We start from the raw sequence: 18939 nt of genomic DNA, 5'->3' as shown, positions 1-18939 counted from the left end.
CGACGCCAGGACGTGTCCCATCCGTGGCCCGGGCGTATCCCCGCCGTATCCCGGCCCGACGATGCTGCCCCCAGGAGCGGCCGGCCGGGCCGCGCGCGACGTGCGGCGACGAGCGGGGCGGGGGGCGGGGATGCTGCGAACGCCGGCCCGGGCGCGCGGCCGCGCACGCACCCGGCCGCGGAGCGGGCCGCCGCCCGACCGGAAGCCCCTGTGGCGGCGCCTGCCCCTGCGCACGCTCGCCGGACTGGTCCCCGCGGTCCTGGTCGCGGTGTGGGTGCTCCTGCACCGCTCGCTGATGGCGTCGGGCCTGCACGACCTGGTCTCCGCCGACCCCGGCTGGCTGCTGGCCGCACTGGCGGGCACCGGGCTCGGCTGGGTCGCCAACGCGGTCGCCCGCCAGGGCAGCGTCGTGGAACCGCTGCCGCCCCTTCCGCTGCTGGCCACCCAGTTCGCCGCGACCGCCGCCGGCCAGCTCGCCCCCGCGGGACTCGGGGCCAGCGCGGTCAACCTGCGCTTCCTGCGCGTCAACGGGCTGCCGCTGGCCCGCTCGACGGCCGCCCTGGCGCTGTACTCGCTCGCCGAGTCCGCCTGCCGGGTGGGCCTGCTCCTGGTCCTGCTGGCCGCGTACCCGCACGCACTGCGCGCCAAGGGGCTGCTGCCCGACGGCGCCGGACTGCTGCTGCCGGCCACGGCCGTCGCCGCCGTCGCGGTCACGGCCGTCCTCACCCTCGTCCTGGCCGGGCGGCTGCGGCGGGCGGTGACCGGTTTCGTCACCTCGGCGCTCGCCGACGCCCGCACCCTGCACACCCGCCCCGGGCGCGTGCTGGCGCTGTGGGGCGGCTCGCTGGCCTTCCCGCTGCTCCAGGCCGGCTCGATGGCGGCGGTCGCGCGGGCACTGGGCCTGCCGGTGGCGCCCGTGCACGTGGCGCTCGCCTACCTCGCGGCGACCTGCGCGGCCGCCCTGGTGCCCTCCCCCGGCGGCATCGGCTCGGTCGACGCCGCCCTCGCCGTCGCCCTGGTCGCCGCCGGATCCCCCACCTCGGCCGCCGCCTCCGCGGTGCTCGCCTTCCGCATCGTCACCGTGTGGTTGCCGCTGCTGCCGGCGACCCTGGTGCTGAGCGCGCTGATCCGCCGCAAAGTGCTGTGACCGGCCCTCGAAAGGGCTGCGCGGACCTCGGGTCCGGTACGCTCCGGCGCGGACTACCATCAAGCCCATGACCCGCGTACTTCTCGCCGAGGACGACGCATCCATCTCGGAACCGCTCGCACGCGCCCTGCGCCGCGAGGGGTACGAGGTCGAGGTGCGCGAGGACGGACCCACCGCACTGGAGACGGCGCTGCTCGGCGCCGTCGACCTGGTGGTGCTCGACCTGGGCCTGCCCGGCATGGACGGCCTGGACGTGTGCCGCCGCATCCGCACGGAGGGCCACACGTTCCCCGTGCTGGTGCTCACCGCGCGGGCCGACGAGGTGGACACCGTGGTCGGCCTCGACGCAGGCGCCGACGACTACGTCACCAAGCCGTTCCGCCTCGCCGAGTTGCTCGCCCGGGTCCGCGCCCTGCTGCGGCGCGGCACCACCGAGCCCACCCAGCCCTCCACCCACGGGGTGCGGATCGACGTCGAGTCGCACCGCGCCTGGATGGGCGACGACGAACTCCAGCTCACCGCCAAGGAGTTCGACCTGCTCCGGGTGCTGGTGCGGGACGCGGGCCGGGTGGTCACCCGCGAGCAGCTGATGCGCGAGGTCTGGGACACCACCTGGTGGTCGTCGACCAAGACCCTCGACATGCACATCTCGTGGCTGCGCAAGAAGCTCGGGGACGACGCCGCCAACCCGCGCTACATCGCGACCGTCCGCGGCGTCGGCTTCCGCTTCGAGAAGAACTGACCCGCCCGCTCGATGCGCCGCCGCCTGATCTCCTCCACGCTGGCCGTGGTGCTCGTCGTCATCGCCGTGTTCGGCATCTCCCTGGTCATCGTGGAGGCCCGGACCATCCAGAGCAGCGCCCAGGACGGGGTGCAGTCCGAGGCGGTCCGACTCACCGGAATCGTGGAGAACCGCATCCTGGCCGGTGAGTCGGTCGACGCCAAGGGCCTGGACCGGCAGATCGCCGACAACCGCTTCGCGATCGTCAAGGTGCCCGGCCACCCCGAGGTACGACTCGGCGAGCAGCCGAAGGGCGCCGTCCTGAAGTCGACGCAGCTCGGCGACCACGGCGAGTCCGTCACCGTCGAGGAGGCCCGCTCCACGGTCAGCCGGGAGATCGGCCGCACCCTGCTGGTGATCCTCGCGGTGGCGCTGCTCGCGGTCCTGGCCGCGGTCGCTCTCGCGGTGCGCCAGGCCCGGCGGCTGGCCGACCCGCTCACCGACCTCGCCGAGACCGCCGAACGCCTCGGCTCGGGCGACCCGCGGCCCCGGCACCGCCGCTACGGGGTGCCGGAACTCGACCGGATCGCGGACGTGCTGGACGCCAGCGCCGAGCGGATCGGCCGGATGCTGACCGCCGAGCGGCGGCTCGCCGCCGACGCCTCGCACCAGCTGCGCACCCCGCTGACCGCCCTGTCGATGCGGCTGGAGGAGATCGTCGCCACCGCCGACGACCACGAGGCGGTCAAGGAGGAGGCGGCGATCGCCCTCGGCCAGGTCGAGCGCCTCACCGACGTCGTCCAGCGGCTGCTGACCAACTCGCGCGACCCGCGCAGCGGCTCCGCGGTCGACTTCGACCTGGACGAGGTGATCCGGCAGCAGATCGAGGAGTGGCGCCCCGCCTACCAGAACGAGGGCCGGGCGGTGGAGCTGTCCGGGGCCCGCGGGCTGCGCGCGGTCGGCACGCCCGGCGCCGTGGCGCAGGTGCTCGCCACCCTCATCGAGAACTCGCTGATGCACGGCGCGGGCACCCTCGCCCTGCACACCCGGGTGACCGGCAACCAGGCGGTGGTCGAGGTGTCGGACGACGGCCCCGGGGTGCCGACGGACCTGGGCGCCCGGGTCTTCGAGCGCTCGGTCAGCGGCCGCAACTCCACCGGCCTCGGCCTCGCCGTTGCCCGCGACCTCGCCGAGGCGGACGGCGGACGGCTGGAGCTGCTCCAGCAGCGCCCGCCGGTCTTCGCGCTGTTCCTGGCGCAGGAGATCACCCCGCCGCCCCCGCGCGAGGACGTCATCGGCTAGGCGATTTCGTCGGGGTCGTCCGGCAGACCGGGGAAGGATGCCGGCGACGTGGGGTCCGGCCAGGTGGATGGCCGCCGTCCTCTCGAAGCGGGTGGCGATCAGACCCCGACCGGCGAGCGGACGTTCCGGAGGAAGCGACTACGCGGAGGCGGTGCTGTCGGTCCTGCCGCTAGCCGTCCACCAGGACATCACTCGGGCCGCCATCGCTTCCGGCTCCAACGGCTGAGGGGTGAGACCGAAGTGGCCTTCCAGCTCGTGCCGCAGGAACTCACCGATCTCCGCCTGGCCGGCACCACTGCGGAGCCGCTGGAGGAGAGGAACGAGCATGCAGTCGTACTCGTCCTGCACCTTGTCGGCAACGCCGATCGGATCCCACTCGTTGAGCAGATGCCGCAGGCCGCTCTCGGAGACACCGGTTCCAGGTCGCATCGCTCCAGAGTGCCACCAGGAACCGCCCGCCTCACTCGCCCCTGCGTTGATCCGAACGAAACCGCCCGGGGCGGGATCGTGCCAGGCGGCGGGTCAGGCTATCCGGTCGGCGGCCGGCTTCTTCTGCCGGCCGACCTTGCCCTGCTTGCCCCGCTCGGCGTCGGTGAGGAACGACTCGGCCTGGGCGACCGCGTCGTGGGCCGGCAGCCGCCGGAACACCCAGGTGCGGTAGGACCAGAACCGGAAGAGCGTCGCCACCCCGATACCGGCGAACTTGAACACGTTGCTCTGCAGCTGGCTGTCCCAGCCGAAGCCGTACGTCGCCAGGTACAGCACGCCGTTCTCGATCACCAGGCCGATGGCGCTGAAGAACAGGAAGAGGCTGAGCTCCTTGGTACGGCCCGCACGGTCCCGGTCACGGTAGGTGAAATACCGGAAGCCGACGTAGTTGAAGACGATCGACACCATCGTGGCCACGATGCTGGCCCGCACCGTCTGCAGCCCGGAGTTGTGCCTGACCAGGTTGAACACGCCGATGTTGACCAGTACGCCCGCCGCGCCGACGACACCGAACTTGGCGATCTCGCGGTACAGCAGGGCCAGCTTCGAACGCAGTGCGCGCAATCGGCTCATGGTGTCGGTGGGCCCTGTCTTTCGGAGTCTGGGAATCGGCTTCCTGGTGGGCCGGAATGCCGCATGCCAGCGTCTGGACCACAGCCTAACCGCCTCGCAGAAGTAGACGGCCGCCGATGCCGATGAGTTGCACGACATGCCGAGCGGATATTCTGGGGAGCGCCAAGCCCCCGTACCACCGGCAGGACACACTGTGACATTCCCCGTAGTCGGCATGGTCGGCGGCGGCCAGCTCGCCCGCATGACCCACGAAGCGGGCATCCCGCTCGGCATCCGTTTCCGGCTGCTCAGCGACACCCCGCAGGACTCCGCCGCCCAGGTCGTGGCCGACGTCACCGTCGGCGACTACCGCGACCTCGACACCCTGCGTGCCTTCGCCGCGGGCTGCGACGTCATCACCTTCGACCACGAGCACGTGCCGACCGAGCACCTGCGCGCCCTGGAGGCCGACGGCATCGCGGTGCGGCCCGGCCCCGACGCCCTGGTGCACGCCCAGGACAAGGCCGTGATGCGGACCCGGCTCGCCGAGATCGGCGCGCCGTGCCCGCGCAACCGGGTCGTCACCGACCCGGCCGACGTGCAGCGGTTCGCGGAGGAGGGCGACGGGTTCCCGGTCGTGCTGAAGACCTCGCGCGGCGGGTACGACGGCAAGGGCGTGTGGATCGTCCGCTCCGCGGCCGAGGCCGAGGAACCGTTCCGGGCCGGCGTGCCGGTGCTGGCCGAGGAGAAGGTCGACTTCGTCCGCGAGCTGGCCGCGAACGTGGTGCGGTCGCCGCACGGCCAGGCGGTGTCCTACCCGGTGGTCGAGTCGATCCAGGTGGACGGCGTGTGCGACACCGTGATCGCGCCCGCGCCCGGGCTGCCGGACGAGCTGTCCGCGCGGGCCCAGCGGCTGGCCCTGACGATCGCCCGCGAGGTGGGCGTGGTCGGGCACCTGGCGGTCGAGCTGTTCGAGGTGCGCGGCGCCGACGGCAGCTCCGAGATCCTCGTCAACGAGCTCGCGATGCGCCCGCACAACAGCGGCCACTGGACCATGGACGGCGCGGTCACCTCGCAGTTCGCCAACCACCTGCGGGCCGTCCTCGACCTGCCGCTCGGCGACCCGCGCCCCCGCGCGCCCTGGACGGTGATGGCCAACGTCCTCGGCGGCGACTACCCCGACATGTACCGGGCCTACCTGCACTGCATGGCCCGCGACCCCGGCCTGAAGATCCACATGTACGGCAAGGACGTGAAGCCCGGCCGCAAGGTGGGCCATGTCAACACCTACGGCGACGACCTGGCCGACGTGCGTGAGCGCGCCCGCCACGCGGCCGGCTACCTGCGAGGAACCATCGATGAGTGAAGCGCCGTCCCCCGTCGTCGGCATCGTGATGGGCTCCGACTCCGACTGGCCGGTGATGGAGGCCGCGGCCAAGGCGCTGGACGAGTTCGCCGTGCCCTACGAGGTCGACGTCGTCTCCGCGCACCGGATGGTGCACGAGATGATCGCCTACGGCGAGCAGGCCGCGGGGCGCGGTCTGAAGGCGCTGATCGCGGGCGCCGGAGGCGCCGCCCACCTGCCGGGCATGCTCGCCGCGGTCACCCCGCTGCCGGTGATCGGCGTGCCGGTGCCGCTGAAGTACCTCGACGGCATGGACTCGCTGCTGTCGATCGTGCAGATGCCCGCGGGCGTACCCGTCGCCACGGTGTCGGTGGCCGGTGCGCGCAACGCCGGCCTGCTGGCCGTGCGCGTCCTGGCCGCCCACGACGCGGAACTGCGCGAGCGGATGGTGGAGTTCCAGACCTCGCTGACGGAGCAGGCCACGGAGAAGGGCGACCGGTTGCGTGCGAAGGTGAAGGGGGCCGCCGGCTTCGGCTTCGCCCGCTGACCGACGCCCACCGCGGCGCGCGCCCCCGCGGTGCGCACCGCCGCAACGCACCTGGAGTACACCTGTGGACCGCCTCCTCGACCGCGCCCGCGAACTGCTCGCCGCCCACCCCGTGGTGGACGGCCACAACGACCTCCCGTGGGCGCTGCGCGAGCAGGTCGCGTACGACCTGGACCGTTTCGACCTGGCCGCCGACCAGAGCGCGCGCACCCACACCGACCTGCCGCGGCTGCGGGCCGGCGGGGTGGGCGCGCAGTTCTGGTCGGTGTACGTGTCGATCGCGCTCAAGGGCGGCGATGCGCTCACCGCGACCCTCGAACAGGTCGACGTGGTGCGCAGGATGACCGAGCGCCACCCGTCCGACCTGCTGCTGGCGACCACCGCCGACGACATGGAGGCGGCCCGCGCGTCCGGCCGGATCGCGTCCCTGATGGGGGCCGAGGGCGGGCACTCCATCGACTGCTCGCTGGCCGCGCTGCGCGCCCTGTACGAGCTGGGGGTGCGCTACATGACGCTCACCCACAACAGCAACACCCCCTGGGCGGACTCCGCGACCGACGAGCCGGCTGCCCACGGGCTGACCGCCTTCGGCGAGGAGGTGGTCCGCGAGATGAACCGGCTCGGCATGCTGGTGGACCTCTCGCACGTCTCCCCCGACACCATGCGCGACGCGCTGCGGGTGGCGCAGGCGCCGGTGCTGTTCTCGCACTCCTCGGCCCGGGCGGTCTGCGACCACCCACGCAACATCCCCGACGACGTGCTCGCGCTGCTGCCGGCCAACGGCGGCGTGGCGATGGCGACCTTCGTGCCGAAGTTCATCCTGCCGGCCGCCATCGAGTGGACCCTGGAGGCGGACGCGAACATGCGGGCCCACGGCCTGCACGCCCTGGACACCACCCCGGCCGGCATGGCAGTGCAGCACGCCTTCGAGGCCGTGCACCCCCGCCCGCTCGCCACGGCCGCCACGGTGGCCGAACACCTCGACCACATGCGCGCGGTGGCCGGCATCGACCACATCGGCATCGGCGGCGACTACGACGGCACCGCCTTCACCCCGGCCGACCTGCCCGACGTGTCCGGCTATCCCCTCCTCGTGGCCGAACTGCTGGACCGCTCCTGGTCCGAGGCCGACATCGCCAAGCTCACCTGGCACAACGCCGTCCGGGTGCTGCGCGACGCGGAGTCGGCGGCGACGACGCTGCGCGCCGAGCGGGGGCCGTCGGCGGCGACGATCGGGCAGCTCGACGGCTGAGGCGCCCGCCGCCACCCGTACTCAGGCCCCCTCTGGCGCCCCCTCAGGCACTCACGCGCTCACGTTCAGCGGCCAGGGGCGGGCCACCGCGCCCAGCCGGTTCCAGGCGTTGATCACCGTGATCGTCCACAGCAGTTCGGCGAGTTCGGTGGGGTTGAAGTGCTCCGCCGCCTCGTCGACGACGGCGTCGGGCACGGGCCCGTCGGTGAGGCGGGTGGCCGCCTCGGTCAGGGCGAGGGCGGCCCGCTCGCGGGCGGTGAAGAACGGCGTCTCCCGCCAGACCGCCAGCGCGTACAGGCGCTGCTCGCTCTCGCCGCCACTGCGGGCGTCCTTGGTGTGGGTGTCGACGCAGTAGGCGCAGCCGTTGAGCTGGGACGCGCGGGCGCGGACGAGTTCGAGCAGCGGGGCCTCCAGGCCGACCTCGCGGGAGGCGGCGTCCAGGGCGTTCATCGCGCGGTTGATGTGCGGGGCGAGGCGGTCGACGGCGAAGCGTACGGGCGGCACGACGTGAGGGGAGGTCCCGGCGGTCGCGCTGTTCCCGGCGGTCTGTGCGGTGCTGGTGTCAGTGCTCATACGAGGAACCTACGGCCGGAGTGGACCGCGGATAAGATCCAGTTCCGTGCATGATTCCTGGCCCACTTCGCCTCCCGGAACCTCCCCGGAGCCCCCGGGGTCCCCGACGTCCCAGGCTCCCCCCGCTCCGCCCGGATCGCCCGCGCCGCCGGGCACCTCCGGGGTGGACCTGCACCTCGACCTGCCGTCGGGCCCGGGGCAGGGCGGCCGTCGCGCCGCCCTGGAGCGGGCGCTGCGTGCCGCCGTCCGCGACGGCCGCCTCGCCCCGGGCGCGCGGCTGCCGTCCACCCGCCGGCTCGCCGCCGACACCGGGGTGGCGCGCGGCACCGTCAAGGCCGCCTACGACCAGCTCGTGGCGGAGGGGTACCTCGACGCGCGGCAGGGTTCGGGCACCGTGGTCGCCGGCCGCCCCGCGCCCCCGCAGACGCCCGCCGGCGGCGGGCACCGGCCCAGGGCGCCCCGCCACGACCTGCGGCCCGGCAGCCCCGACGTGACGTCCTTCCCGGCGCCCGCCTGGGTCAGGGCGACCCGGCGTGCCCTGGCGGCCGCTCCCTCGGCCGCCTACGACTACGGCGACCCCTGCGGCCGGATCGAGCTGCGGACGGCCCTCGCGGAGTACCTGGGGCGCGCCCGCGGGGTCGTCGCGGAACCCGGGCGGATCGTCATCACCTCGGGCTACGTCCAGGCGCTGGCGCTGCTGGTGCGGGTCGCGGCGCGCACGGTCGCCATGGAGGACCCGGGGCTGCCCTTCCACCGCGACGTGGTGCGGCGGGCCGGCGGCCGGGTGGTCGCGCTGCCCACGGACGGGCGGGGCGCGCGTACCCACGAACTGGCCGCGGGCGCCGGCGCGGTGGACGCGGTCGTGGTGACCCCCGCGCACCAGTACCCGACCGGGGTGACCCTGCACCCCTCGCGCCGGCACGCGCTGACCGCCTGGGCGCGCGCGTCCGGCGGCCTGGTGGTCGAGGACGACTACGACGGCGAGTTCCGCTACGACCGCCAGCCGGTGGGCGCCCTGCAGGGCACCGCGCCCGACCACGTGGTGTACGTCGGGACCGCCTCGAAGACGCTGGGGCCCGCGTTGCGGCTGGGCTGGATGGTGCTGCCGCCGCATCTGGTCGGGCCGGTCGCCGAGGAGAAGCTGCACACCGACTTCCACACCGGCGCGCTGGGCCAGCTCGCCCTCGCCGAGCTGATCCGCGACCACGGCTACGACCGCCACGTGCGCGCCTGCCGGTCCCGCTACCGGCGGCGCCGCGACCTGCTGGTGGCCCGGCTGGAGCGGGCGTACGGGACGGGGGCGGCGGGCAGCGCGGGCGGGCCGTACGGCCTGGACGGGATCGCGGCGGGGCTGCACGCCGTGCTGACACTGCCGGCGGGCGAGCTGGCGGAGGCGGACGTACGCCGGCGGGCGGCGCGGCTGGACCTGGCGGTCGGCACGCTCGGCGATCACTGGCACGAGGAGGCGGCCGGGCCCGAGGGCGGCGCGCACCGCCCGCAGGGACTGATCGTCGGCTACGGCACTCCGGCGGAGGGGGCGTATCCCGCCGCCCTGGACGCCCTCGTGAATGCGCTGACGCGGCCGTAGCCTGCCCGGGGGCGCCCGATCGGCGGCCCCGGGCGGTTTCCCCGCGGGCCGGCTACTGCGGGGCGGCCAGCTCCGCCCAGACGGTCTTTCCCGGGCGCTCTCCGTCACGGATGACGCCCCAGTCCAGGCACAGGCGCTGCACGATGAACATGCCGTGGCCGCCGGGCCGGCCCGCGCGGTGCGGGGAGCGGGGCGCCGGCTCGCCGCTGGCGCCGTCGACGACCTCCAGGCGCACCGCCTTGCCGTTGCGCAGCAGCCGGAGCTCCTCGGGGCCCCCGGCATGCAGGCACGCGTTGGTGACCAGTTCGGAGACGACGAGCAGCACGTCCTCCGCGGCGGCCCTGCGGTCGGCGGTCGACCCGGGCAGCCAGCCCCAGTCGCGCAGCGCCTGACGGGTGAAGTCGCGAGCCCGCGGAACGATCCCGCTCTCCCCGGAAAGCGCCAGCCGCCGCACCGGCTCCGGCGCCCGAAGATTCACGTCCGGCTCGCTCTCGCCGTCGCCCGCATCGGGCGCCTGGTCACCCGCGGCGTACGGCCGAGTGGTGCTCATCAAGGCCTCACCTCACGGATGTACGGCTGGGTCCGACCTGTCTTCTGCCCGGTCGATCTCCGGGAACACGCCCCACACGCGACCAATGCGCGCGGGGTCCGGCTGATACCGCTCATGCGTCCTCGCCCCCGTCCCCCTGACCCGGCTACTCCTGGAGAGCCTGGTCGAGCGTTTCGTGCACGGTGAACACCGCGTCGGCGCCTGTGATCTCGAACACCCGCGCGACCGTCGGCCGCATGGCCGCCAGGTGCACCCCGCCGCCCAGCGCCTCGACCCGCAGACGCGCGCCGAGCAGGACGTTCAGCCCGGTGGAGTCGCAGAACTCCAGGCCCGAGCAGTCCACCACCAGACGGGACGCGCCCGCGTCGACGGCCGCGGCGATCGGCTCGGCGAGGAGGTCGGCGGTGTGGTGGTCGAGTTCTCCCGACGGGGTGAAAACCGTGCTGCCGCCCTGCTGCCCCACCTCGACGTGCAGCCGGCCGAGACCGGCGGTGCCCACCGCCTCGTGGTCCATCTGCGCTCCCTCGCTGCGTCCCTGGTCACACACCCTGCGCCCCCGGGTGACGCCAGCCCGACCCTACGCGTTTCGAGGTGCGTGCGGTAGTCGATCGCGCAACCCTCGGGACTTGCGGGACACCTCCGGATGGGGGTAGGGCTGAAGTACGGCAGACGAACGGCACTCGTGCCGCAAGAGAGGGATGAGCGCATGACACCCCGGCTCGGCCCGGAACACGAGCAGGAGCAGGAGCAACAGCAGGGGGACGTCCCCGCCCGGTGGGAGGAGACGCTCGGCGGGGGGACGTACGCGCCGGCCCACACCGGCTTCGAACCCGAGGGGCTGCCGGAGATCCCGCCCTACGACGAGATCGGCCCGGTGGACGCGCGAGCGCTGTCCAAGACGCTCTTCGGCCGCCTCCAGTCCCTGGAGGAGGGCACCGGCGAGTACAGCTACGTCCGCAACACGCTGGTGGAGCTGAACCTGGCGCTGGTGAAGTTCGCCGCCTCCCGGTTCCGCACCCGCAGCGAGCCGATGGAGGACATCGTCCAGGTCGGCACCATCGGCCTGATCAAGGCGATCGACCGGTTCGAGCTCTCCCGCGGTGTGGAGTTCCCGACCTTCGCGATGCCGACCATCGTCGGCGAGATCAAGCGGTTCTTCCGTGACACGTCCTGGTCGGTGCGGGTGCCGCGGCGGCTCCAGGAACTGCGCCTGGACCTGGCCAAGGCCGGCGACGAGCTGGCCCAGCAGCTCGACCGCACGCCGACCGTGCGGGAGCTGGCCGACCGGCTGGACCTGCCCGACGACGAGGTGATCGAGGGCATGGCGGCGAGCAACGCCTACACCGCCAGCTCGCTGGACGCCCAGCCGGCCGAGGACGACCCGGAGGGCGCGCTCGCCGACCGGATCGGCTACGACGACCAGGACCTCGAGGGCGTCGAGTACATCGAGTCCCTGAAGCCGCTGATCGCCAAGCTGCCGGTGCGCGACCGCACCATCCTGTCGCTGCGCTTCGTGGGCAACCTCACCCAGTCCGAGATCGGCGAGGAGCTGGGCATCTCCCAGATGCACGTCTCCCGCCTCCTCAGCCGCACCCTCGCCCGGCTGCGCCGCGGCCTGATGGTCGAGGACTAGCCCCGGCGGACGCCGCAGGCGGCCGGAGCGGATCCCGCTCCGGCCGCCTGCGCTGCTATCGCGCCACTGCGTTCGAGTCCGCCACGGCCTGCGCGGCGTCCGCGCCGAACCGGCCGTCCGCCAGCTGCTCCTCGAGCCGGCGGCCCTCGATGTCCGGGTCCGGCACCCAGCGGCCGAACCACTTCGGGTGGTACCAGATCCGCGCGCCGACGAGGGCCATCACGGCCGGGACCAGGGTGAGGCGCACCACGAAGGCGTCGAGGAAGACGCCGACCGCGAAGCTGAAGCCGATCGCCCGGATTGTCGGGTTGTTGGTGAAGGCGAAGGCCACGAAGATCGAGAACATGATCAGGGCGGCCGCGGTCACCACCCGGGCCGACAGCGCGGTGCCGCGCTCCACGGACCTGCGGGCGTCGCCGTGCCGGGTGAACTCCTCCTTGATGCGGGAGACGACGAACACCTCGTAGTCGCTGGACAGCCCGAAGATGATGGCGAGCATGATGATCGGCAGGAAGCTGATCGTCTCGGTCGGGGTGATGCCCAGCAGGTGCCGGCCCCAGCCCCACTGGAAGACCGCCACCTGGGCGCCAAGCGCGGCTGCCATGGACAGCAGGAAGCCGACGATCGACTTCAGCGGCACCAGGATGGTGCGGAAGGCGAAGGTCAGCAGGACGAACGCCAGGCCGACGACCGTGATCAGGAAGACCGGCAGCGCGCTGGAGAGCTTCGACGACACGTCGATGTTGGAGGCGGTGGTGCCGCCGACGAGGATGTGCGCCCCGGTGCCCGACTCGATGGCCGCGCGGTTGTCGCGCAGCGAGTGCACGAGGTCCTGGGTGGCCTGGTCGTTCGGGCCGGACTTCGGGATCACCCGGATCAGCGAGGTGTTGTTCTGCCCGGCCAGCGGCGTGACCTTGACGACGTCGGGCTGCCGGGCGAGAGCGGCGGCGATCCTCGCGGTGTCGGCCGGCGAGGAGACGTCCTGGGCGACGATCAGCAGCGCGCCGTTGAACCCGGCGCCGAAGCCTTCGGTGGTCAGGTCGTACGCCTTGCGCTGGGTGTTGTCCTTCGACTGGGAGGCGCCGGACGGCAGGCCGAGCTCGATGCTCGCGGCGGGGATGGCCAGCACGCCGAGCAGCACCACGCCGACCACGGTGACCAGCGCCCGGTGGCGCACGACGAACCGCGACCAGCCCGCGCCCGCGGTGCTGCCCGGGTCGGCGGCGGTGCGGCGGGCGACCCGCTCGGCGTGCGCGCCGAACTTGGGCAGCCGGCTGAAGCGGGCGACCCGGCGCCCGGCGAAGCCGAGCAGGGCCGGCAGCAGCGTGAGCGCGATCAGCAGCGCCACGGCGACCGAGCACGCGGCGGCCACGCCCATCACGGTCAGGAACGGGATGCCGACCACGGTCAGCCCGCACAGCGCGATGATCACGGTGAGCGCGGCGAAGACCACGGAGCTGCCCGCGGTGCCCATGGCCAGCGGCACCGACTCCTCCGGTGGGACGCCGCGCAGCAGGTTGGCGCGGTGCCGGGACAGGATGAACAGGCCGTAGTCGATGCCGCAGGACAGGCCGAGCATCAGCGCGACGGTGGTGGAGGCCGAGGCGATGGTGACGACGGAGGCCACCGCGGTGACGCCCATCAAGGTGGTGACCACCCCGATGATCGCGCCGAGGATCGGCATGCCCGCGGCGGCGAACGCGCCGAAGGTGACCATCAGGATGCCGAACGCGATCACCAGGCCGACGAGTTCGGGCACCTCGGACACCTCGAACCGCCAGCCGGGATAGACGCTGCCGTTGTACTCGACCTGCACCCCGGCGGCCCTCACCGGCTGTACCGCGTCCTGCACGGCGTCGAGGTTGGCGTCCTTGACGTCCGCCGGCTGCGCGGACCACTGGACCTGCCCGAGGGCGATCCGGTCGTCCGCGGAGACCAGCTTCGAGGCGTACGGGTCCACGACCGCCGACACCTGGGGCACGGACCTGATCCGCTTCATCGCCGTGGTGATCTCGGCGCGGGTGGCGGGGGCGGTGATCCTGGCGCCGTTCTTCGTCGCGAAGACGATGGTGCTCTGTCCGCCGCTGAACGCCGGGAGCTTGGCCTTCAGCACGTCGGTCGCGTTCTGCGCCTCGGTGCCGGGGATCGTGAAGTTGTCGTTGGTCTTGCCGCCACTCAGTTGGGCGATCGCGATGGCGGCGATCGCCGCCACCAGCCACACGACGAGGACGCGTACCCGCCGCCGGTAGCAGAAGCGGGCAAGCCGGTACAGATAGCTGGACATATACGTCTTCCCCATGTCTCCGGTGTCTCCGGCCGCTGCTCTCCGCAGTTGCCGTCCCGCTCGACGACGCTAGGCTTTCACTAGCCGCTCGTCAAGCGAAAGACTTGCCGTTGGCAGGTGAATCACCTTCCATTGGCAGGTGAAGCAGTCCTGTGCGGGCACTCCGAGGACGTTCGCGGCGGGCTTCCGGAGAGCGGCCTCCCCCGGGTGCGGAGGAGACCGTTCCACCGGGCGGGAGCAGCCGGTGGAACCTGGTGACGGTGCATCCGGCGACTTGTATGCTGCGGGGTCACGGGGACGAAAGAGGGGCACAGCCATGGCGACGTCGGCCAAGGGCCTGACCAGCCGCGCGGCGCAGGCCGAGCAGACACGGCAGTTGATCCTCGAGACGGCCCAGCGGCTCTTCGCGGAACTCGGCTACAGCGCCACCTCGCTCCAGATGATCGCGGACGAGCTGGGCCTGACGAAGGCGGCCGTCTACTACCACTTCCGGGCGAAGAGCGACATCCTGCACGCGGCGCTGCTGCCCGGCATCGAGCGGGTGGGCACGCTGCTGGACGAGGCGGAGCACATCCGGAGCCGCCGGGCCAGGACCGAGCACCTGGTGCACGGCTTCGTCGACTTCCTCGTCACCCACCGGCAGAACATGGTGATGGCGTCCACCGACCCCGAGCGGCCCGCGGTCAAGGACAAGAGCGAGGCGTCCGTCCTGCACGAACGCGGCCTGGGACTGCTCTACGGCGACCGGCCCAGCGGCGCCGAACGGCTCGCCTACAACGCGGTGTTCACCATTCCGGAGTGCCTTTCCGAGCTGACCGACCTCACCGACGGCGAACTGCGCGAGGCGCTCACCTCGACGCTCCTGCGCATCCTGCGGGTCCCGGCCCCGCGGACCTGAGTCCCCTGCCGCAGGCCGCTCAGACCGCCGCGCCGTCCGCGCTCACCAGCGCGCCGGCCTGCCAGACCGCCGCGGTGAGCGGGACGCCCGGGCGGTAGGCGAGGTGGATGTGGCTGGGCGCGTCGATGAGGTGCAGGTCGGCCCGGGAGCCGGGGGCGACCGTCCCGACGTCGGTGCGGCGCAGGGCGCGCGCGCCGCCGTAGGTGGCGGCGCGGACCGCCTCGTCGGGCGACATGCCCATCTCGCGGACGGCAACCGCGATGCAGAAGGGCATCGACGTGGTGAAGGACGAGCCGGGGTTGCAGTCGGTGGACAGCGCCACGGTGGCGCCCGCGTCCAGGAGCCGTCGGGCGTCGGGGTAGGTGGCGCGGGTGGAGAACTCGGCGCCGGGCAGCAGCGTGGCGACGGTGTCGCCGCTCGCCAGGGCGTCGACGTCGGCGTCGGTGAGGTACGTGCAGTGGTCGGCGGAGGCGGCGCCGAGCTCGACCGCGAGCAGCACCCCGGGGCCGTGGCCGAGCTGGTTGGCGTGCACCCGGGGGGTCAACCCGCGGGCGCGCCCGGCGTCGAGGACCGCGCGGGCCTGGTCGCCGTCGAAGGCGCCCCGCTCGCAGAACACGTCGACCCAGCGGGCGTACGGCGCGCAGGCGTCGAGCATCGGCCCGGTCACGAGGTCGACGTACCCGGCCGGGTCGCCGGCGTACTCGGGGGCGACGACGTGGGCGCCGAGGTAGGTGGTCTCGGGGGTCCGCTCGGCGGCGATCCGCAGCGCGCGGGCCTCGTCCTCGACGGTGAGGCCGTAGCCGGACTTGGTCTCGACCGTGGTGGTGCCCTGCCGGCGGGCCTCCGCGATGAGGCGGGCGAGGTTGCCGTCGAGTTCGGCGTCGGAGGCGGCCCGGGTGGCCGCCACGGTGGTGCGGATGCCGCCCGCGCTGTAGGGCCGGCCGGACATCCGCGCGGCGAACTCCGGGCCGCGGTCGCCGGCGAAGACCAGGTGTGCGTGGGAGTCGACGAAGCCGGGCAGCAGCGCGCGGCCGCCGGCATCGACGCGATTGTCAGTGGGGGGTGCTTTGCTGGTCGCACCGGTCCAGACGACGCGGTCGCCCTCGATGACGACGGCGGCGTCCCGGACCAGTCCGAGGGGGTTGTCCGCGCTGGTGAGGGAGGGGTCGTTGGTGATCAGGCTGCCGATGTCGGTGATGGCCGTGCTGACCGTCATGGCCTGCTCCTTCGTGCTGCTGGCGTGGGCGAGGGAGGTCGCGGTGGCGCGGGCGTCCGCAGGAGTGCGGGGGCTCGCGGGGGTGGGCCGGTTCGCGGGAACACGGGGGTGTTCCGCGGACCGGCGCGGCTTCTCCGGGAGGGCACGGGGGTCCTTCCCGGCGGTGCGGCGGCGCGCTGCACCGCTCGGGCCCGGGGGGAGCCGCCCGGCCGACCGCGGCGAGGACGGAGGGGCCGGCGCGATGGGCACCACCGGGGTCGTTCGCGCACCGGGCGGGGCCGGGCTCAGCCGCGGGTGGCGGCGATCGCGGTGGCCAGCGCGCCGGCCACGTCCGTCACGCGCAGGTGCTGCCCGTCCGCCACGATCTGACGGCCCGCCACCACGGTGTGCCGTACGTCCGCGGCGGTCGCCGCGAATACCGCGGTCTCGGCGCCCAGCCGGGGCGGTGGCCCCGCGGTGCGCACCGAGTCCAGCGCGAGGGTGGTGAGGTCGGCGAGCGCGCCCGGCTCCAGGCGGCCCGCGTCGGGCCAGCCGAGGCAGGCGTGGCCGTCGGTGGTGGCCGCGCGCAGCAGGGCGGCGGCGGTCCAGTGGCCGCGGGCCCGGGTGCGCAGCCGCTCGTTCAGCTCCATCGCGCGGGCCTCCTCCAGCAGGTCCACCACGGCGTGGCTGTCGCTGCCCAGGGTCAACGGGCTGCCGGCCCGCTGCAGCGCGGGCGCGGGGCCGATGCCGTCGGCGAGGTCGCGTTCGGTGGTGGGGCACATGCACACCGCGCTGCCCGCGCTGCCGAGCAGGGCGATGTCGTCGGCGGTGAGGTGGGTGGCGTGCACCGCGGTGGTGTGCGGCCCCCAGAAGCCCGCGTCGTCGAGCAGCCGGGCCGGGGTGCGGCCGTGCACCGCCAGGCACGCCTCGTTCTCGGCGGGCTGCTCGGACAGGTGGATGTGCACCGGGACGTCCTTGGTGCGCTCGGCGAAGTCGGCGTAGCCGTCCTGGTCGGAGAAGGCACGCACCGAGTGCAGGGCGGCGCCGATCCTGGCGTGCTCGCCGCCCTTGAGCCGTGACCAGCGCGCGAACCAGCGGTCGGCCGTGCCGTCGCCGAAGCGCGCCTGGACGCCCTCCAGCGGGCGGTAGCCGCCGGGCACCAGGCCGCCGCGCAGGTAGACCGTGTCCAGCAGGGTGATCCGGATGCCCGCGTCGGCGGCGGCCGCGATCAGTGCCTCGCCCATCGCGTTGGGGTCGGCGTACGCGGTGCCGTCCGGCTGGTGGTGCAGGTAGTGGAACTCGCCGACGCAGGTGATGCCCGCGAGCGCCATCTCGGCGTAGACCGCACGGGCCAGGTCGAAGTAGGAGTCGGGGGTGAGGTGCCGTGCGGTGGTGTACATGATCTCGCGCCAGGTCCAGAAGGTGCCGCCGCCGGTCTGGGCGGCGCCGCGCAGGGCGCGGTGGAAGGCGTGGCTGTGCGCGTTGGCCAGGCCGGGCAGCGTCAGGCCGCGCAGCGGGACCGCGCCCGGTGGCGGGGTGGTGCAGCCGGGGCGCAGCGCGGTGATCCGGCCGCCGTCGGCGGTCAGCAGCACGCCCGGCTCGACGATCGGGTCGAGCCAGGCGTGCTCCAACCAGTACGTCACCGGCACGCGAGCCCCTCCAGCACATCGGCGAGCGCGGTGACGCCCGCGGCGCAGTCGTCCTCGGCCGCGAACTCCGCCGGGGAATGGGAGACACCGGTGGGGTTGCGTACGAACAGCATGGCGGTCGGGACCGCCGAGGCGAGGATTCCCGCGTCGTGTCCCGCTCCGGTCGGCAGCACCGGGACGGGCGTGTCCGCGCCGATCAGGGCGGCGAGCCGGTCGCGCAGGTCGTGGGCGAACTCCACCACCGGGGTGAAGGACTCGCGGACCACCTCGACGCTCACGCCGTCGCGGGCGCCGTGCTCCCTGGCCGCCTGCTCGATCCCGGCGACGACCTCGGCGAGGGTGTCCTCGTCGGCGGCGCGGGAGTCGAGCCAGCCGCGTACGAGGGAGGCGATGGCGTTGACCCCGTTGGGTTCCACGGCGACCTTGCCGAAGGTGGCCAGCGCGCCCGACGTGCGGGCCCGGGCGCGGGCGGCGAGCACCGTCTCGGCGTAGGTCAGCATCGGGTCGTGCCGGTCCTCCAGCCGGGTGGTCCCCGCGTGGTTGGCCTGGCCGCGGAAGTCGAAGCGCCAGCGGCCGTGCGGCCAGATCGCGGAGGCCACCCCGACCGGGTGCCCGTCCAGGTCCAGGGCGCGGCCCTGCTCCACGTGCAGTTCGACGAACGCGCCGATGCGGGCGAGGCGTTCGGGGTCGGCGCCGATCGCGTCGGGGTCGTACCCGGCCCGCTCCATGGCGTGGGCGAGGGTGACCCCGTCGGCGTCGCGCAGCTCCCGGGCGTCCCGCGCGGCGAGCCGGCCCGCGGTCAGCCGCGAACCGACGCAGGCCAGGCCGAAGCGGGCGCCCTCCTCGTCGCCGAAGTTCACCACGGCCAGCGGCCGGTGCGGCCGGACGTCCCGCGCGCGCAGCTCGTCGACGGCGGCGAAGGCGGAGACCACGCCGAGCGGCCCGTCGAAGGCGCCTCCGTCGGGCACGGAGTCCAGGTGCGAGCCGGTCACCACGGCGTCGCCGGCCGCGGAGTCGCCGAGCCAGGCCCACTGGTTGCCGTTGCGGTCGGTCTCGTAGGCCAGGCCGCGGTCCTCGGCCTGCGCGCGGAACCAGGCGCGGCAGTCGGTGTCCGCGGGCGTCCAGGCGTAGCGGCGGTAGCCGCCGCTCCCGCTGTCGCGGCCGACGGCGGCCAGTTCCCGCCACATCGTCTGGAAGCCCGCGCCGGTACCGGT

At 73.8% G+C, this 18939-nt stretch carries 18 protein-coding genes; 9 read left to right on the top strand and 9 right to left on the bottom strand.

The window, feature by feature from the left end; all coding sequences use genetic code 11:
* Positions 1 to 130: 130 nt before the first annotated feature.
* The 3 genes from C4U44_RS37695 to C4U44_RS37685 all read left to right on the top strand — a co-directional run bounded on the left by C4U44_RS37695 (position 131) and on the right by C4U44_RS37685 (position 3170).
* Complete coding sequence (locus C4U44_RS37695) at positions 131 to 1147, top strand: lysylphosphatidylglycerol synthase transmembrane domain-containing protein (RefSeq protein WP_103890634.1); 1017 nt, start codon at positions 131 to 133, stop codon at positions 1145 to 1147.
* A 67-nt stretch (positions 1148 to 1214) separates the two neighbouring features.
* Positions 1215 to 1889, top strand: a complete 675-nt coding sequence (locus tag C4U44_RS37690; RefSeq protein ID WP_103890633.1) for a response regulator transcription factor — start codon at positions 1215 to 1217, stop codon at positions 1887 to 1889.
* Positions 1890 to 1901: 12 nt separating this feature from the next.
* Complete coding sequence (locus C4U44_RS37685; protein WP_103890632.1) at positions 1902 to 3170, top strand: ATP-binding protein; 1269 nt, start codon at positions 1902 to 1904, stop codon at positions 3168 to 3170.
* A gap of 138 nt (positions 3171 to 3308) precedes the next feature.
* Here C4U44_RS37685 and C4U44_RS37680 read toward each other — a convergent pair whose 3' ends face one another.
* A complete protein-coding gene (locus C4U44_RS37680) occupies positions 3309 to 3599 on the bottom strand; it encodes a hypothetical protein (RefSeq protein ID WP_103890631.1) in 291 nt (96 codons plus the stop codon).
* 93 nt (positions 3600 to 3692) lie between these two features.
* The gene (locus tag C4U44_RS37675) at positions 3693 to 4232 is read right to left on the bottom strand and encodes a GtrA family protein (RefSeq protein WP_103890630.1); all 540 of its coding nucleotides are present in this window, start codon (positions 4230 to 4232) and stop codon (positions 3693 to 3695) included.
* A 214-nt stretch (positions 4233 to 4446) separates the two neighbouring features.
* Between C4U44_RS37675 and C4U44_RS37670 the strand changes: the two genes are divergently transcribed.
* The 3 genes from C4U44_RS37670 (at position 4447) to C4U44_RS37660 (ending at position 7355) form a co-directional block, all read left to right on the top strand.
* The gene (locus C4U44_RS37670) at positions 4447 to 5577 is read left to right on the top strand and encodes a 5-(carboxyamino)imidazole ribonucleotide synthase (RefSeq protein WP_322973730.1); all 1131 of its coding nucleotides are present in this window, start codon (positions 4447 to 4449) and stop codon (positions 5575 to 5577) included.
* Positions 5570 to 6103, top strand: coding sequence for a 5-(carboxyamino)imidazole ribonucleotide mutase (gene purE, locus C4U44_RS37665; protein WP_103890628.1), 534 nt, complete (start codon positions 5570 to 5572; stop codon positions 6101 to 6103). Before C4U44_RS37670 ends, purE begins: the two co-directional genes overlap by 8 nt.
* 64 nt (positions 6104 to 6167) lie before the next feature.
* A complete protein-coding gene (locus C4U44_RS37660; protein WP_103890627.1) occupies positions 6168 to 7355 on the top strand; it encodes a dipeptidase in 1188 nt (395 codons plus the stop codon).
* A gap of 51 nt (positions 7356 to 7406) precedes the next feature.
* On the opposite strand, the gene C4U44_RS37655 is transcribed toward C4U44_RS37660, so the two are convergent.
* Entirely contained in the window at positions 7407 to 7928 is a 522-nt protein-coding gene (locus C4U44_RS37655) for a carboxymuconolactone decarboxylase family protein (RefSeq protein ID WP_103890626.1), read from the bottom strand.
* A gap of 163 nt (positions 7929 to 8091) precedes the next feature.
* Here C4U44_RS37655 and pdxR point away from each other — a divergent pair, with 163 nt between their 5' ends.
* Positions 8092 to 9516 carry a MocR-like pyridoxine biosynthesis transcription factor PdxR gene (gene pdxR, locus C4U44_RS37650; RefSeq protein WP_103890625.1) on the top strand — a complete coding sequence of 475 codons (1425 nt, stop codon included), beginning with the start codon at positions 8092 to 8094 and terminating at the stop codon, positions 9514 to 9516.
* A gap of 52 nt (positions 9517 to 9568) precedes the next feature.
* On the opposite strand, the gene C4U44_RS37645 is transcribed toward pdxR, so the two are convergent.
* Both C4U44_RS37645 and C4U44_RS37640 read right to left on the bottom strand, forming a co-directional pair.
* Positions 9569 to 10066, bottom strand: a complete 498-nt coding sequence (locus C4U44_RS37645) for an ATP-binding protein (protein WP_103890624.1) — start codon at positions 10064 to 10066, stop codon at positions 9569 to 9571.
* A gap of 145 nt (positions 10067 to 10211) precedes the next feature.
* Positions 10212 to 10580, bottom strand: coding sequence for an STAS domain-containing protein (locus tag C4U44_RS37640; RefSeq protein WP_103890623.1), 369 nt, complete (start codon positions 10578 to 10580; stop codon positions 10212 to 10214).
* A gap of 192 nt (positions 10581 to 10772) precedes the next feature.
* Here C4U44_RS37640 and C4U44_RS37635 point away from each other — a divergent pair, with 192 nt between their 5' ends.
* The gene (locus tag C4U44_RS37635) at positions 10773 to 11699 is read left to right on the top strand and encodes an RNA polymerase sigma factor SigF (protein ID WP_103890622.1); all 927 of its coding nucleotides are present in this window, start codon (positions 10773 to 10775) and stop codon (positions 11697 to 11699) included.
* A gap of 55 nt (positions 11700 to 11754) precedes the next feature.
* On the opposite strand, the gene C4U44_RS37630 is transcribed toward C4U44_RS37635, so the two are convergent.
* Positions 11755 to 13983 carry an MMPL family transporter gene (locus C4U44_RS37630; RefSeq protein ID WP_103890621.1) on the bottom strand — a complete coding sequence of 743 codons (2229 nt, stop codon included), beginning with the start codon at positions 13981 to 13983 and terminating at the stop codon, positions 11755 to 11757.
* Between the two features lie 316 nt (positions 13984 to 14299).
* Between C4U44_RS37630 and C4U44_RS37625 the strand changes: the two genes are divergently transcribed.
* Positions 14300 to 14881, top strand: coding sequence for a TetR/AcrR family transcriptional regulator (locus C4U44_RS37625; protein WP_103890620.1), 582 nt, complete (start codon positions 14300 to 14302; stop codon positions 14879 to 14881).
* A 19-nt stretch (positions 14882 to 14900) separates the two neighbouring features.
* Here C4U44_RS37625 and hutI read toward each other — a convergent pair whose 3' ends face one another.
* From hutI to C4U44_RS37610, 3 genes are all read right to left on the bottom strand, one after another.
* Complete coding sequence (hutI, locus tag C4U44_RS37620) at positions 14901 to 16097, bottom strand: imidazolonepropionase (protein WP_103890619.1); 1197 nt, start codon at positions 16095 to 16097, stop codon at positions 14901 to 14903.
* Positions 16098 to 16381: 284 nt separating this feature from the next.
* Positions 16382 to 17725: a formimidoylglutamate deiminase gene (locus C4U44_RS37615; protein WP_103890618.1), complete on the bottom strand. Its 1344-nt coding sequence runs from the start codon at positions 17723 to 17725 to the stop codon at positions 16382 to 16384.
* Entirely contained in the window at positions 17716 to 18912 is a 1197-nt protein-coding gene (locus tag C4U44_RS37610; protein ID WP_103890661.1) for an allantoate amidohydrolase, read from the bottom strand. Before C4U44_RS37610 ends, C4U44_RS37615 begins: the two co-directional genes overlap by 10 nt.
* Between the last annotated feature and the right edge of the window lie 27 nt (positions 18913 to 18939).

Source organism: Actinacidiphila yanglinensis (assembly GCF_900107965.1).
In the GTDB taxonomy this organism is placed as follows: domain Bacteria; phylum Actinomycetota; class Actinomycetes; order Streptomycetales; family Streptomycetaceae; genus Actinacidiphila; species Actinacidiphila yanglinensis.
Note: the sequence above shows the minus strand (reverse complement) of the source record. Positions and strands in the feature narration are given on the sequence as shown.

Coding starts and splice junctions, on each gene's coding strand:
- C4U44_RS37680 (WP_103890631.1), bottom strand. CDS start 3,599: ATGCGACCTGGAACCGGTGTCTCCGAGAGCGGCCTGCGGCATCTGCTC.
- C4U44_RS37625 (WP_103890620.1), top strand. CDS start 14,300: ATGGCGACGTCGGCCAAGGGCCTGACCAGCCGCGCGGCGCAGGCCGAG.
- C4U44_RS37695 (WP_103890634.1), top strand. CDS start 131: ATGCTGCGAACGCCGGCCCGGGCGCGCGGCCGCGCACGCACCCGGCCG.
- C4U44_RS37610 (WP_103890661.1), bottom strand. CDS start 18,912: ATGTGGCGGGAACTGGCCGCCGTCGGCCGCGACAGCGGGAGCGGCGGC.
- C4U44_RS37645 (WP_103890624.1), bottom strand. CDS start 10,066: ATGAGCACCACTCGGCCGTACGCCGCGGGTGACCAGGCGCCCGATGCG.
- C4U44_RS37655 (WP_103890626.1), bottom strand. CDS start 7,928: ATGAGCACTGACACCAGCACCGCACAGACCGCCGGGAACAGCGCGACC.
- hutI (WP_103890619.1), bottom strand. CDS start 16,097: ATGACGGTCAGCACGGCCATCACCGACATCGGCAGCCTGATCACCAAC.
- C4U44_RS37635 (WP_103890622.1), top strand. CDS start 10,773: ATGACACCCCGGCTCGGCCCGGAACACGAGCAGGAGCAGGAGCAACAG.
- C4U44_RS37670 (WP_322973730.1), top strand. CDS start 4,447: ATGGTCGGCGGCGGCCAGCTCGCCCGCATGACCCACGAAGCGGGCATC.
- C4U44_RS37640 (WP_103890623.1), bottom strand. CDS start 10,580: ATGGACCACGAGGCGGTGGGCACCGCCGGTCTCGGCCGGCTGCACGTC.
- C4U44_RS37690 (WP_103890633.1), top strand. CDS start 1,215: ATGACCCGCGTACTTCTCGCCGAGGACGACGCATCCATCTCGGAACCG.
- C4U44_RS37685 (WP_103890632.1), top strand. CDS start 1,902: ATGCGCCGCCGCCTGATCTCCTCCACGCTGGCCGTGGTGCTCGTCGTC.
- C4U44_RS37630 (WP_103890621.1), bottom strand. CDS start 13,983: ATGTCCAGCTATCTGTACCGGCTTGCCCGCTTCTGCTACCGGCGGCGG.
- purE (WP_103890628.1), top strand. CDS start 5,570: ATGAGTGAAGCGCCGTCCCCCGTCGTCGGCATCGTGATGGGCTCCGAC.
- C4U44_RS37675 (WP_103890630.1), bottom strand. CDS start 4,232: ATGAGCCGATTGCGCGCACTGCGTTCGAAGCTGGCCCTGCTGTACCGC.